At 35.7% G+C, this 14,950-nt stretch carries 13 protein-coding genes; 8 read left to right on the top strand and 5 right to left on the bottom strand.

What is annotated here, in order from left to right; translation table 11 throughout:
* Window positions 1-92 precede the first annotated feature (92 nt).
* From ACM6F9_RS07530 to ACM6F9_RS07505, 6 genes are all read left to right on the top strand, one after another.
* Window positions 93-2,960, top strand: coding sequence for a heavy metal translocating P-type ATPase (locus tag ACM6F9_RS07530; protein ID WP_414845140.1), 2,868 nt, complete (start codon window positions 93-95; stop codon window positions 2,958-2,960).
* Between the two features lie 5 nt (window positions 2,961-2,965).
* Window positions 2,966-3,694, top strand: coding sequence for a DUF72 domain-containing protein (locus ACM6F9_RS07525; RefSeq protein ID WP_414845139.1), 729 nt, complete (start codon window positions 2,966-2,968; stop codon window positions 3,692-3,694).
* Between the two features lie 284 nt (window positions 3,695-3,978).
* The gene (locus tag ACM6F9_RS07520; RefSeq protein WP_414845138.1) at window positions 3,979-4,842 is read left to right on the top strand and encodes a polysaccharide deacetylase family protein; all 864 of its coding nucleotides are present in this window, start codon (window positions 3,979-3,981) and stop codon (window positions 4,840-4,842) included.
* 75 nt (window positions 4,843-4,917) lie between these two features.
* A complete protein-coding gene (locus tag ACM6F9_RS07515; protein ID WP_414845137.1) occupies window positions 4,918-5,577 on the top strand; it encodes a YggS family pyridoxal phosphate-dependent enzyme in 660 nt (219 codons plus the stop codon).
* A gap of 55 nt (window positions 5,578-5,632) precedes the next feature.
* Window positions 5,633-6,817 carry a sigma-54-dependent transcriptional regulator gene (locus ACM6F9_RS07510; protein WP_414845136.1) on the top strand — a complete coding sequence of 395 codons (1,185 nt, stop codon included), beginning with the start codon at window positions 5,633-5,635 and terminating at the stop codon, window positions 6,815-6,817.
* Window positions 6,818-6,915: 98 nt separating this feature from the next.
* On the top strand, window positions 6,916-8,277 hold the full coding sequence (locus tag ACM6F9_RS07505; RefSeq protein ID WP_414845135.1) for an MATE family efflux transporter: 1,362 nt from the start codon (window positions 6,916-6,918) through the stop codon (window positions 8,275-8,277).
* 176 nt (window positions 8,278-8,453) lie between these two features.
* On the opposite strand, the gene ACM6F9_RS07500 is transcribed toward ACM6F9_RS07505, so the two are convergent.
* Together ACM6F9_RS07500 and ACM6F9_RS07495 are read right to left on the bottom strand one after the other, a co-directional pair.
* Entirely contained in the window at window positions 8,454-8,957 is a 504-nt protein-coding gene (locus ACM6F9_RS07500) for a GNAT family N-acetyltransferase (protein ID WP_414845134.1), read from the bottom strand.
* Between the two features lie 350 nt (window positions 8,958-9,307).
* Complete coding sequence (locus tag ACM6F9_RS07495) at window positions 9,308-9,871, bottom strand: Crp/Fnr family transcriptional regulator (RefSeq protein ID WP_414845133.1); 564 nt, start codon at window positions 9,869-9,871, stop codon at window positions 9,308-9,310.
* 76 nt (window positions 9,872-9,947) lie between these two features.
* On the opposite strand from ACM6F9_RS07495, the gene ACM6F9_RS07490 reads away from it, so the two are divergent.
* A complete protein-coding gene (locus ACM6F9_RS07490; protein ID WP_414845132.1) occupies window positions 9,948-10,637 on the top strand; it encodes an HAD family hydrolase in 690 nt (229 codons plus the stop codon).
* Window positions 10,638-10,774: 137 nt separating this feature from the next.
* On the opposite strand, the gene ACM6F9_RS07485 is transcribed toward ACM6F9_RS07490, so the two are convergent.
* Complete coding sequence (locus tag ACM6F9_RS07485) at window positions 10,775-13,177, bottom strand: prolyl oligopeptidase family serine peptidase (RefSeq protein ID WP_414845131.1); 2,403 nt, start codon at window positions 13,175-13,177, stop codon at window positions 10,775-10,777.
* Between the two features lie 119 nt (window positions 13,178-13,296).
* Here ACM6F9_RS07485 and ACM6F9_RS07480 point away from each other — a divergent pair, with 119 nt between their 5' ends.
* Window positions 13,297-13,446: a bacteriocin-like protein gene (locus tag ACM6F9_RS07480; protein ID WP_414845130.1), complete on the top strand. Its 150-nt coding sequence runs from the start codon at window positions 13,297-13,299 to the stop codon at window positions 13,444-13,446.
* A gap of 64 nt (window positions 13,447-13,510) precedes the next feature.
* Here ACM6F9_RS07480 and ACM6F9_RS07475 read toward each other — a convergent pair whose 3' ends face one another.
* Both ACM6F9_RS07475 and era read right to left on the bottom strand, forming a co-directional pair.
* Complete coding sequence (locus ACM6F9_RS07475; RefSeq protein ID WP_414845129.1) at window positions 13,511-13,939, bottom strand: DoxX family protein; 429 nt, start codon at window positions 13,937-13,939, stop codon at window positions 13,511-13,513.
* A 65-nt stretch (window positions 13,940-14,004) separates the two neighbouring features.
* Window positions 14,005-14,880, bottom strand: a complete 876-nt coding sequence (gene era / locus ACM6F9_RS07470; protein ID WP_129036560.1) for a GTPase Era — start codon at window positions 14,878-14,880, stop codon at window positions 14,005-14,007.
* Window positions 14,881-14,950: the final 70 nt, after the last annotated feature.

The following is a 14,950-nucleotide window of genomic DNA, read 5'->3' as shown; positions in this document are numbered from 1 at the left end:
CTCACACTAGCCTAATTTTATAACTATTATCCTTAAATTTATAACAACCTTAGTTTTCCATTTTGGAAATTTGTAGTATAAATTTAAGAATCATGGACCAACAGTATAAAATACTCGGAATGACCTGTTCCGGCTGCCAGAAAAAGATATCAAACCAACTCAACAGTATTGAAGGGATTAAAGCCGATGTAAACCTGGAAAATAATACCGCAACAATTACTTCTGATCATGGAGCAAAGCTTTCAGTTTTAAATGATGCTTTGGCAGAAATAGGAAAATACAGACTTGAAGATCCTAATACTCCAGAAACAGCATTTGTAAAACCTCAGGATCGTGTATCTCCGTCTTCTGTATACTATTGTCCAATGGAATGTGAAGGAGATAAAGTATATTTCAAGCAGGGAGAAAGATGCCCTGTCTGCAAAATGTACCTGGTTCCGATTGAAGAAAAGCTCGCAAAAGATCCTAATCATAAACCAACTTACTCATCGACAAATCTTCCTGAAAGTTTTAAAGACAGTTACGGAAAACACTATTGTCCTATGTTTTGTGAGGGTGATAAAGTGTATGATGAAAAAGGAGAATGCCCGGTTTGTCATATGGATTTAGAGACGATCACTGAAGAACTTTCACAAAAAGCAGCTTCACAACACCAATACTCCCACTCCCATTCTCACAACCATCATGATCACCACCACGGCCATAATCATGAAGCTCCTAAAGTCACTGATGATATGGCAGGTAAGTATTACTGTCCCATGTATTGTGAAGGCGATAAAACCTATGACTCTAATGTAGGATGCCCAGTTTGTGGAATGGACCTTGTAAAATATCCTGAAAAGAAAACCGCAAAATATACCTGTCCAATGCACCCGGAAATCATTCGTGATGAACCAGGAGACTGCCCGATCTGTGGAATGGATCTCGTAAGAATGCCTGACAGCAGTGATGACGAAGAAGATGAAACCTACAACATATTAAAAAGAAAGTTCATCACTTCATTAGTATTTACCATTCCGGTTTTTATTCTTTCCATGGGTGGAATGTTGATCAATTTCCCTTTCTCACATCAGATTCAGGGGTTTATTGAGCTTACTTTAACGCTTCCAGTCCTATTTTATTCCGGATGGTTTTTGTTAAAAAGAGGCTGGGTTTCTTTCAAAACATGGAATCTCAATATGTTCAGTCTTATTGCTTTGGGTGTAGCAGCTGCATTTATTTTCAGTATTGTTGCTTTAATTTTCCCGGACATTATTCCCCATGAAATTCGAGGTCACAATCATGAAATCCCATTGTATTTTGAGGCGGTCTGTGTGATTTTAACCCTTGTTATTTTAGGCCAGCTGATGGAAGCTGCAGCTCATAAAAAAACAGGAAATGCTATCAAAGAATTAATGAATCTTTCTCCGGACGAAGCCAATCTTATAGTAAACGGTGAAGAGAAGAAAGTTCTGCTTTCTCAGGTGAAAATAGGTGATTTATTAAAAGTAAAACCAGGTGAAAAAATTCCAGTAGACGGAAAAATCACTGAAGGAAATTCTATCGTTGATGAAAGTATGATTACAGGAGAACCTATTCCTGTAGAAAAAAATGTAGATGATAAAGTATCTTCCGGAACGATAAACGGCAATCAGGTATTCATCATCAAGGCGGAAAAAGTAGGTGATGAAACCCTGCTTTCACAGATCATTAAGATGGTTAATGAAGCCAGCCGCAGCAAAGCTCCCATCCAGAAGCTTACCGACAAAGTTTCAAAAGTATTTGTTCCTGTAGTAATCCTTATTGCCGTGCTTACTTTTATTCTGTGGCAGTTTTTCGGGCCGGAAGGAAAAAGAAGTTTATTTGCTTTCGTGAATGCTGTAGCTGTTTTAATTGTAGCATGTCCATGTGCTCTTGGCCTCGCAACACCTATGTCATTAATGGTAGGTATTGGAAAAGGAGCTAAAAATGGAATCCTGATTAAAAATGCAGAAGCCCTTGAGCAAATGAACAAAGTAAATGTTCTGATTACTGATAAAACAGGAACTTTAACGGAAGGAAAACCTTCAGTAGAATATATTGAAACAGTGAACGGAGATCAGAATGAGATTTTAAAACTAGCTTTTTCTTTAAATCAAAATTCTGAACATCCACTTTCCAACGCTGTTATCAAAAGAGCAAAGGAAGGGAATGTAACGGCTGAAAAAGTAGATCAGTTTGAAAACATTTCCGGAAAAGGAGTGAAAGGAAATATCAACGGTAAAACAGCTTATTTAGGAAATGAAAACCTATTAACCTCACATCAAATTGCTATTCCTGAAAACTTGAAACAGAAAGCTGTAGAAGTACAGTCAAAAGCACACACCATTTCTTACATCGCACAGGATCAGCAGGTGCTTGGATTCATAAGTTTTACGGATAAAATCAAAGAAAGCTCAAAAAAAGCCGTGAAACAACTGATGAGTGAAGGAATAGACGTAATCATGATGACCGGAGATAACGAGCACACAGCAAAAGCTGTTGCTGATGAATTAGGCATCAAACATTTCAAAGCCAATTGCCTTCCTGAAGACAAACTGAACGAAGTAAAAAAACTACAGCAACAGGGTAAAATTGTAGCGATGACCGGAGACGGAATCAATGACTCTCCTGCCCTTGCTCAGTCTGATGTAGGAATTGCCATGGGAACAGGAACCGATGTTGCTATTGAAAGCGCAGAGATCACTTTATTAAAAGGAGATATTTTAGGTGTTGCAAAAGCACAACTTTTAAGTGAAAAACTTCTCAAAAATATTAAAGAAAACCTGTTCTTCGCATTCATCTATAATGTTTTAGGCGTTCCGGTTGCGGCAGGATTATTGTATCCATTCTTTGGAATTCTATTGTCACCAATGATTGCAGCCGCAGCAATGAGCTTCAGCTCTCTTTCTGTGATTCTGAATTCATTGAGACTAAACTCCGTGGATCTGGATATAAAATAATTATCATGAAAAAAGAAAATCTTTACATAGGATGTTCAGGATTTTATAATAACGACTGGAAAGGGTCTTTATATCCTGAAGATGCTAACAGTAAAGATTTTCTTTCTTTATATTCAAAAACGTTCAATGCTGTAGAAATCAATTCTACTTTTTACAGAAAGCCAACTTCAAAAACATTATTGAAGTGGTATGATGACACTCCTGAATCATTCAGGTTTTTTATTAAAATCCCAAAATCCATTACCCATCAAAACAGGCTGGAAAATTCCAAAGAAGAAATCTCAGCTTTTTGCAGTCATATTCAAAACAGTTTGAAGGATAAGCTTTCCGGTTTTCTATACCAGCTCCCTCCTTCTTTTAAAAACACTCCGGAAAATACAGAACGTATTATTAATAATACGGATCACAGTTTTCTAAATGTGATTGAGTTCCGTCACAATTCATGGTGGCAAAAAGAAATCTTTGATCTTTTAAAAAATCTTAATACGATCTTTTCAGGCGTAAGCTTTCCCGGTGATCTTCCTGAAGATATAATTATTAATCATCCAGACATTCTTTATTACAGACTTCACGGGAAACCCATTCTCTATAAATCAGAGTACAACAAGGATTTTATGGATGAACTTGTGGAAAAAATTAAAAACAGCGGAAAAACGGTCTATATATTCTTCAATAACACCTGGGGAACCGCCGCTATCAAAAATTCATTGTATTTAAAAAGTTTTTTAGAATAAAACCACCTGATATAGTTAAAATAAAATAATTCTCCATGATATGAAGAATATTGAAACCTTAACAAATATAGAAAAAGACTATCGTTTTGCCATTTATAAATGTTAATAAATAAAGAAACAAAAATCATAAGATTGCAATTTGACCGTTAATGGAAATCTCCCTTAAAATAAAGTTCTTAAAATAAACTTAAAAAGGAAAAAGCCTGCACAGCATGGCATGTAATTTGTTAATTTTCTGGTGTTATTTTTAACGATTTTTAACAATTTAAAATTCCATTATTTTTATGAGAAAAATTTTTGCGGAAAAGTCAAAAAATGTGACTTTTCTCGGGATGTTTGCATTGGTGAGTGCATCTTCAGTTTTATTAAACAGCTGTAATTTCAAAAAAGAAGTGAGTGACCCCGTCGTCAGTTCACAGGAACATCCTTCCGCAGAAATAGTCCCCAAAATGGACGATGAAAGCGTAGACCCGGATAAAAGAGTGATCTACCTTACTTTTGATGACGGCCCCAATCAGGGAACCGAAAATCTATTAAAAATCCTTGACAAAAGAAACGTTTGTGCAACCGCTTTTCTGGTGGGTAAACATGCTTATGGAAGTAAAAGACAGAAAGATGATCTACTGCTTCTAAAGCAAAATCCTCTTATAGAACTAGCCAACCACAGTTTCACGCATGCTCACAATAAATACACAGATTTTTACAGAAATGCAGACGCTGTAGTACACGATTTTGATATTGCTAAAGACAGCCTTAAGCTTACTGATAAAATCGCCAGAACTCCGGGAAGAAATATCTGGAGGCTCAATAATATTAATGTAACAGATATTAAAAGTTCCACTGCGGCAGCAGACGGTCTTAAAAAGGCCGGCTATAAAATAATCGGCTGGGATCTTGAATGGAGACCTTCTCAGAAAATGACTTTAAAGGGAAGTCATGAAGCTATGATTAAGAAAGTAGACAGTATTTTCTTTAACGATCTTGAGAAAACATCAAGACATCTTGTTTTCCTGACTCATGATCAATACCTCAGAGATGCAGATTCTATCAACGAACTGGATCTTTTTATTGAAAAGCTGCAGAAAAGCAACAAGTTTGTTTTCAGAAAAATTTCGCAGTACCCTAAGATCAATGAGGTTTTGAATTAATCATACTGTGAAAAGTACAGTGTAAAATATATTAACAACTAGCAACTGTCAGAGAATTTTCGGAAATTTGCATATATGAGTATTAAAGAAAATTATAACACTATAAAAAACCAGCTGCCATCCAATGTCCAGCTGGTTGCTGTTTCCAAAACACACCCGGCTTCTTCGGTACAGGAAGTATATGATCTAGGGCAAAAAGTCTTTGGAGAAAATAAAGTACAGGAATTGATGGAAAAATTCCCTCTCCTGCCTCAGGATATCCAATGGCACCTTATTGGCCACTTACAAACCAATAAAGTAAAATATATCGCTTCTTTCATCGATACCATACAAAGTGTGGATTCTGAAAAATTATTGGCAGAAATCAACAAAGAAGCAGGAAAAAACAACAGAACGATAAAAGTCCTTCTGCAGGTAAAAATTGCTGCTGAAGAAACCAAATTCGGTCTTGAAATCTCCGAAGCCAAAGATCTTTTCCAGCAATATACAGATGGCAATTTTCCTCATGTGGAAATTACCGGTTTAATGGGAATGGCAACCTTCACAGATGATGAACAGCAGGTCAGAAATGAATTTTTAATCCTGAAGGGGCTTTTTGATGAATTAAATAAATCAAAAACAATAAATACCTTATCAATGGGAATGAGTGATGATTTCCCTATAGCCATTGAGTGTGGTGCTAATTCTGTGAGGGTTGGATCTGCAATTTTTGGCAGAAGAGACTATTCAAAATAGATATTTAGGTATAGTTTTTGCTAATAATTGAAACAAAAAATTTAAATTTGCAACTATGCAAAAAATCCTTATAGTAGAAGACGAAAAAGCAATCTCGGGAGTACTTCACAGTATTCTTTCTGATGAACTCACCGATTATGAATTTGTTATCGCAGAAGACGGCCTTGAAGGTTACAAACAGGTAGAAAAAGAAGATTTCGCATTGGTGATTTCTGATATCAAGATGCCTAAGGTTTCAGGAACCGAACTTTTAAAGCAAAGTCTCGCACTAAAACCAGAAACTACTTTTATTATGATCTCAGGCCACGCAGATATTGATTCTGCCGTTTCCTGTTTGAGAGAAGGTGCATACGATTTTATTTCCAAGCCAATTGATATCAACAGATTGATCACAAGTGTGAAAAATGCTTTGGCTAAAGAAACTCTGAAGAAAGAAAATAAAAATCTTCAGACTGAAAACAAAACTTTAAAGAGAAAAGTAAGCAAAAAATATCAGATGATTGGTGATTCTCCTGCTCTTCAAAAGATTCAGGATATGATCGAAAAAGTAGCAGCTTCTGATGCCAGAGTTCTTATTACAGGACCTAACGGTGCCGGAAAAGAACTGGTAGCTCATGCTATTCACAACCAAAGTGACCGTTCAAGAGGACCTATGATTGAGGTAAACTGTGCTGCCATCCCATCTGAACTTATTGAATCTGAACTTTTCGGACACGTAAAAGGATCTTTTACAGGAGCTATTAAAGATAAGCAGGGAAAATTTGAGCAGGCAAACGGAGGTACAATCTTCCTTGATGAGATTGGTGATATGAGTCTTATTGCTCAGGCTAAAGTATTGAGAGCACTTCAGGAAAGCAAAGTTTCTCCTGTGGGAAGTGATAAAGAAATTAAAGTGGACGTAAGAGTAATTGCGGCTACCAATAAAAATATGCAGAAAGAAATTGAGGAAGGGAAATTCAGAGAAGACCTTTACCACAGACTTTCTGTAATTGAAATCTACGTTCCGCCATTGGATGAAAGAAAGGGAGATATCAAAATGTTGGTTGAACATTTTTCAGGTATGATTGCTGATGAGCATGGTACAGCTGTAAAAAAGTTTGATGATAAAGCTATTGATGCTTTAAAAGCTCTTTCATGGACTGGAAATATCAGAGAATTAAGAAACGTTGTTGAGAGGTTGATTATTCTTGGTGGAAATACTGTTTCTGAAGGTGACGTTGCAAGTTTTGTAAGGAAATAATAACGCTATTATTTACAATATTATAAAAATTTGCAGTGTTACCACTGCAAATTTTTTTTTGCCCTATTAATTATAAACTATATGAATCTTAAAATATTATGAACTTTTTAAACAAAAACTATACGAAAGAATGCCTGACTTTGGCTCTGCCTGTGATGCTAACCCAGGTAGGGCAGGTTTCGGTCAACTTATTCGATAATATTATTGTCGGAAAACTTTTAGGTGCTGATGCACTGGCATCTGTATCATTGGGGAATGCAGTGTTTTTCTCCATATTTGTATTAGCCCTGGGCTTTTCATTTGCTATTCCGCCATTGGTTTCGGAAGCACACTCGAAAGAGGATCATGCTACGATTAATTCGGTATTCAGCCACGGTTTTATTATCAATATGTCTGTTGGGATTATCCTGATGGTCATATTGCTGATGGGAATGCCACTACTCTATCATTCCGGACAGCCAGCCAAAATCATTCCGGATACTGTAAGTTTCCTAAGTATAATGGTGGTCAGCATGATTCCGTTTATGGCATTTCAGACGCTTCGTGAGGTTTCTGAAGGGCTTTCCTATACAATCGGAGTTACTAAAGCAACCATTATTGCGAACATTATCAATATTGTTTTAAACTATGTCTTTATCAAAGGACTTTGGGGAATTCCTCCAATGGGCGTAAAAGGATCTGCTTTAGCAACCCTGATTTCCAGAGTTTTCATGGTAGTTTTCCTTTATTTTGTATTGCTTAAAGAAAAAAGAACAAGACGTTATATCAAGGATTTCTCTTTAAAAATCCAGGTTTTCTCAAAGAAAATGTTTGATAAAATGGTAAAATTAGGATTGCCCACTGCTTTACAGATGTTTTTTGAAGTAACCGCTTTTGCCGGAGCTGCGTTTATCTGTGGATTGATCTCTGCTCATGATATTGCTTCTCACCAGATCGCTTTAAGTATGGCTTCTTTCACCTTCAACTTGTGTGTTGGGTTCAGTGTTGCTTCTACTGTAATGATCGGAAGAAAGCTTGGAGAGCAAAATTTTGTTGAACTTAGAAAAGTAGGAATCAACAACCTAAAGATTGCTTTTATTTTTATGTGTATCTGCGGATTGGTGTTTATTTTAGGAAGAAATATCCTACCAACGTTCTTTACGAAAAAAGAAGAGATTGAAGTAATCAGCCTGGCATCAAAACTGATGATTATTGCTGCTTTATTCCAACTTTCTGATGGGATTCAGGTAACGGCGTTAGGAATGCTGAGAGGATTACAGGATGTAAAAACTCCGTCTATTTATACTTTTATCGCCTATTGGGTAATTACTATTCCTTTGGGATATTTCTTCTGTGTCACTTTAGAAATGGGAGCATTTGGAATGTGGATCGCACTCGGATTGGGATTAACGGTCTCAGCTGTTTTCCTGGTGAAACGATTCTTAAATATGTCTGCTAAAAGAGTAAAGCAGAATTCATAAAAAAACAAAATAGCTGTTTCAAATTTGAGACAGCTATTTTTATATTCTCTCGTTTTTTTGCTTAACCGCAGATTTCACGGATGAGCACAGATGATTGTGTATAATTCTATTTTAAAGATTAAATACTTATAAACCCGTTTTACAAGTTTACCTTTTCACTTTCTCCACAATTATAATTAATCTATCCTTTTTCCTAAAATCTTCAGGCTTCTTTCCACCCCATCCAAAATGGCTACATTAGGAAGACTTCCCCAATCTTCAAACCCAAAATGCCTGAACAGCTTCAAACTTGGTTCATTATGAAGGAAAATAAGTGCTACAAGGTTTTTTACTCCAAATTTTCCGGCGTTATCAATACAATACTGAAGAATGGTTTTACCATACCCTTTTCCTCTGCAGGTTTCATCCAGATAAATGCTTACCTCTACCGTGCCATTGTATGCAGCTCTTTCATGAAATGAACTGAAACTTACCCATCCAACGACCTGATCCTGATCATCTTCAACCACCCAAAGAGGTCTTGTTTGAGGGTTATGTTCTTCAAACCATTTTAGTTTACTTTCTACAGAGACTTCTTCCATATCTGCAGTTACCATTCTTGAGGCAATTGTTGAGTTGTAGATGGCTACGATTTTATTTAAATCTGCCAATTCAGCATTTCTGAACTTTAATGTTTCCATGAATATTATAATTCAACTTATTCTAACACAAAAATACTAAATTTTAAAATTACCCCTATAAATTTAAAATATTTTATCTAAATTTTAATATTAAAACAAAACACCCCCTTAAAACAACATCGATATTAATGCAAATTGATTTTAATGTTTTATTTATTGGAAAATCACAAAGGCGCGATAGGTTTAAACTTTTGGTGTTTTTAAGGCGCAAGGATTTTATCTTCGATAAAATTGAATGCTGATGATTTTATTGCTCGCAGATTGAAAAAATTAAGCGACTCTTTATTTGCTGAAAATCTGATATCGAGCAAAGTTGAAATATTATTGTGTCTTCGCGAATTCCAAATGTTTTATTTTAAATCCTTTAAAATTCTATTTAAGCTTCTCAAGGTAATTCCCAAATAGGAAGCCATATCTTCTTTTGAGATTTGAATTCCTTGTTTTGCCTGCATATTCAGGAGTTGCGTTAACGTATGCTCTACGGTATATAACTGTTGATAAGATGCCCTGCTTGAAGTATTGATAATTCTCTGTGCAAATGAATCCAGCAATAAGTGATTGAGAGCAAGATCATTTTTAATCAAAGACTTAAAATAAGAAATAGATGTTTCATAAACCGTTACTTCTGATACGGCTTTCACACTGCACAAACAGTTGATATTTTTAATCAACTCAACTTCTCCAAGGATTTCACCGCTTCCCAAAAATTCAACAATATATTCTTTCGCGTTTTCTTCGGTGAGATAACATTTGGCAATACCTTCTTTAATAAGCATAACCTTTGAGGGCAACTGATCCTGTATCAATATATTCTCATCTCTGGAAAAAGACTTTAATACAACTTCTTCCCTACCCTTTTGATTAGTGTAAAGTTCATCAAAATAGCTTAAAAATGCCTGATTTGTTCGTAACATATAGATCCGGGACAAATGTCCTTTGCTTATTGAGTTTTTATACTGAATTTTGAGATCAGAAAATTACAAAACAAAAATGAATAATCATATTACTACGATTGCCTTTGATGCGGATGACACACTTTGGATCAATGAACCTTATTTTCAGGAAGCAGAGAACGAATTTTGCAGACTGCTTGAAGACTATCTTCCACAGCATTCGGTATCACAGGAATTGTTTAAAACAGAAATGCAGAATCTTCATTTATACGGTTACGGAGTGAAAGGATTTATGCTTTGTATGATTGAAACCATCGGCAGAGTATCGAATAATACAGCATCATTGGAATTGGTCAACAAAGCGATTCAGCTTGGCCAGGAACTTCTTCAGAAACCTATTGAACTTCTGGAAGGTGTTACGGAAACTCTTGACAGCTTAAAAGGAAAATACAGGCTTGTTGTCGCTACAAAAGGAGATCTTCTGGATCAGGAGCGTAAACTCAAAAATTCAGGATTACAAGATTATTTCCATCATATTGAAATCATGAGTGATAAAAAAGAACACGATTACGAAAAGCTTTTGAAACATCTGGACTGCCAACCTGAAAATTTTCTTATGCTCGGAAATTCTATCAAATCGGATATTTTACCGGTATTGGAAATCGGAGGATATGCGGCACATATTCCTTATCATGTGACATGGAGTCATGAACAGCATGATATTAATCTGGAACATCCAAATTTTATGGAGCTTAAAAGTATTAATGAAATTCTGAAGCATCTTTAATTTTTAAAACCATTAAGTTTTATTAAGAGGATAAGATCATTAAGATAAGCTTCGCTTTAAGCTTTAATACAACTTCCTTATTATATTTTTTAATCAAAAAAAAGAGACTGTTTGTAATTAGCAGTCTCTTTTGTTATTTATTTCTTTAAGCACTTTTCAAGAAACTGATCCTGTTCCCACAAAAGGTGTAAGATATTTTCTTTAGCCTGATATCCATGGGCTTCTTTTGGAAGAAGAACCATTTTTACCGGAGCCCCCAGGTTTTTCAATGCCTGGAAGTATCTTTCCGTCTGCAAAGTAAATGTTCCCGGGTTGTTATCTGCATCACCGTGAATCAGAAGAAGAGGAGTCTTCATTTTATCTGCATTCATGAATGGAGACATCTTGTTATAGATCTCAGGAATATCCCAATAGTTTCTCTGCTCACTTTGGAACCCAAATGGTGTTAAAGTTCTGTTGTAAGCCCCACTTCTGGCAATTCCGCATGCAAAAAGATCAGAATGCGTAAGAAGGTTCGCAGTCATAAATGCACCATAAGAATGTCCTCCTACAGCAACTTTCTTTCTGTCGATATACCCAAGGTGATCAACAGCATCAATTGCAGCAGCAGCATTGGCTACCAATTGTGGGATAAATGTATCATTAGGTTCTGTTTTTCCTTCACCAATAATCGGGAAAGCGGCATCATCAAGAACAGCGTATCCTTTCGTTGTCCAGTACACGAAAGATCCGTAATAAGGGAATGTAAAATCGTTCGGGTTTTGAGTGTTCTGCCCTGCTGTATTTTTATCTTTATATTCTGTAGGATAAGCCCAGATCAACAATGGAAGTTTCTCTTTTTTGGCTTTCCTGTCATAATTGGCAGGAAGATAAAGGGTTCCGGTTAAGGTAACTCCATCATTTCTCTTATAAGTAATTACTTCTTTGTAAACATCTTTGATGCTTTCAAAAGGATTTGCGAAGTTGGTTACCGCTTCTTCCTTATTAGATTTGATGTTCTTTTTGAAGTAATTTGGATAAAGACTCGGTGACTGTTGGGTAGTAAGAATTTCACCCTTTGAAGCATTAAGGATATCAATAATTTCTTCCTTTCCGTTCTTTATATTGGAAGTATAGAGTCTTTTCTTTTTCAGTGATTTCACATCCATTTCATCAATAAAAGGATGCTGACCATCTTTCGTAAATCCATCTCCGATAAGATAGGCTTTTCCGCCTTTCATATCGATTACATATCTTCCGTACTGGTTTTTCGTAGTGTTAAAATTTCCGGGATCACTGTAAACATCCTGATAATTTCTATCATCGAAAACTTTAGATTCTCCGTTGTTGGTGTCTATCAAATAAGATTTTGTGTTTCTTGTATCATACCAGCCTTCAGAAACAATGGCATAATGATCATTGGTCCAGGTTACGTCATCATATCTCTGCTTTGTTTTGAAGAAAGATTTAGGAGTCGCTGTAAACGGAGCTTCCCATGTAAATACTTCATCTCTGTAATCTGCTGTTTTAGACTGATCTCCTCCATCCAACGCTTCAGCAAAAGTAAGAGTAGCCGGAGCATCACTTCTCCAGGTCATATCTCTTTTTCCGGTTCTTACGGATGAGAAACCTTTTGGCATAATTTCATTCAAAGGAACTTCATTTACTGTTTTTACAGCATTTCCTTTCATATCATACACTACTGTAGTTGATGGGAATCTGTTCAACGGAACAATATAGGAAAACGGTTTTTTGATGGTTGTAGCCATCAGGTAATTTCCGTCTGGAGAAAAACTTAAGCCGGCATACATGTCCTGATCTTTCAGTTTCTTAAGATTTCCCGTAAGATCTACGTTATAGATTTCAGAAGCAGTAAGCGTTTCAAAGTTTTTTTCGTCCTGAGGATTTTTCAAAAGATCCTGATACGTTCTGTTTTGAGAAACTTTACCATCTGCTGTTGAAACAATCGGGCCTGTTGGAAGATCTTTGCTTGCATCAATGAGAGCAGCTCTATTTTGAGGAATTGCTCTGATCAGGAAGCTTTGAGAATCATTATACCACACATAAGGCATTCCTAAATTGGCATTCAGATTATCAGCCGTAATTTTTTTGGCAGAAGCAGTTTCCATATCCACTACCCAAAGTTCAACTCCTTTAGCTGTTGTATTGGTAAATGCCAATTTTTTTTCATCCGGAGAAAATGAAACATAGGTAATTTTTGGATTGGATGGCAGATTTTTTACCTGAATCTCATTTTTATCATTGATCTTTCTGATCTTCAGATTATTTGAATAGGTAGTACTGCTTGAAATATTGGTAACAGGATTAATTCTTAATCCTCCAAGTTTCATTTCCTGCTGACTAAGGTCTTCCAGTGTTTTATATGTTGGACGATAGGTAAAAACCACCCAGTCTTTTTTGCTGTTCATCAGAACGCTTGGCGGTCTTTGATAGTCTGCCAGTTTTAAAATCTCTGCAGAGGGTTTCTGGTAAGTGATATTCTCCTGTGCATCATAAAAATTGAGAAATGCCAGAAGGCAGATGGTCAGTTTTATCTTCATATAAATTCATTTTCTACGAATGTAGTGAATTTTGCAGGATTGATAAAATTAAATAAATAAGACACTTTCCAGTGTTATATTCGTTTTTTTATTACATTTACCTTACAAATTAAAATAATATGAAAAATTTAAAAAAATTATCAAAGAGCAATCTGAAAACGATCAATGGAGGAAATGCTCCATTATGTGATGCAGGCTTTATGGCTTGCAGAGTAAGAGACGAAAACGGAAAACTGATCTGGGATTGCTTACCTCACTGCAATTATTAAGAACAAACAAGGCGCTTCAGAAAATGAAGTGCCTTGTTTATTATATTTTGTTTTTATAGTAAGATTACCAGTCCGAAGCTCTTTTTCTTCTCTCAATCATATGATCTACTGAGATCTTTCCGGCTCCGATTACCATCAATAAAAGATAAACGGAAAGATAAACAAGAGGCATTTCTCTTTTTTCAAAAGGATCTGCACCATGTACTACAAAACCTGCAATGATCATTGTAAAGATTAAAAATCCAAGAGAAACCCTTGTAAAAAGCCCTAATATAAGGAGTATTGAACATACAAATTCAGCAAAAACCGTAAGAATCAGTGATATTTGAGGACCAAGTCCCATAAAATCGAAAAACTCGATTTTACCGCCTGCCAATAGCATCTGAAGTTTTGGAAAACCATGAGAAAGCATTGCAAAACCTACAAACACTCTCACCACCAACAAAATAATATCTTTAGGTATTGAGCTCGAATTTGAATTATTATAGTTCATGTACTAAAAATTTATACTAAGGTAATAAAAATCTTTTAATACAACGGGATTCCGGCCGTTTTAGTTTATCTGTAACCGAAATTCTTAAGATCTCTGTCGTTCTTTCTCCAATCTTTTTTCACTTTTACAAATAGATTGAGATGAATTTTTTTGGTGAAGAATTTCTCAAGGTCCATTCTTGCTTCAGTTCCCACTTTTTTGATAGCTTCCCCTTTGTGTCCGATAATAATTCCTTTCTGGGTATCTCTTTCTACATAAATAATAGAATCTATGAAGATTATTCCTTCTTTCTCCTTGAACTGTTCGGTTACTACTTCCACAGAATATGGGATTTCTTTATCATAATTCAGAAGAATTTTCTCACGAATTGCTTCGTTTACAAAAAATCTTTCAGGTTTATCCGTATACTGATCTTTGTCGTAATAAGGAGGATTCTCGGGAAGTAATGATTTTATTTTAGGTAAAATAACCTCTGTATTAAAGGCGTTCAATGCAGAAATAGGTAAAATTTCAGCTTTAGGAATTCTGGCATGCCAGTCTTCAACCAGTTTTTCAAGACCTGCCTGATCCGTCTGGTCTACTTTATTTAATAGAAGAAGTACGGGTACAGGGATTTTATTCAGTTTATCAATTAAAAATTCTGACGGTTCTGCTTTATCGGTAACATCTACAATAAATAGAAAAACGTCAGCATCCTGCAAAGAGTCCTTTACAAAATCCATCATTTTTTCCTGCAGTCCGTATTTAGGATCCAATACTCCAGGAGTATCAGAAAATACAATCTGAAGGTCATCTTCATTATAAATTCCAAAAATTCTGTGACGGGTTGTCTGAGCTTTCTGCGTTACAATCGCCAACTTCTCTCCCATTAATTGGTTGAGTAAGGTCGATTTTCCCGCATTGGGCTTTCCAACTATATTTACAAATCCAGCTTTGTGCATAAAAATAATATTACGAACTGCAAAGTTAGTAAAACAAAATTGGTCTTTACGGTTAATCTTAATTTTTAAA

Source organism: Chryseobacterium sp. IT-36CA2, assembly GCF_949767875.1.
In the GTDB taxonomy this organism is placed as follows: Bacteria; Bacteroidota; Bacteroidia; order Flavobacteriales; family Weeksellaceae; genus Chryseobacterium.
The sequence above is the reverse complement of the archived record's forward strand: the minus strand, read 5'-3'. Positions and strand labels throughout refer to the sequence as shown.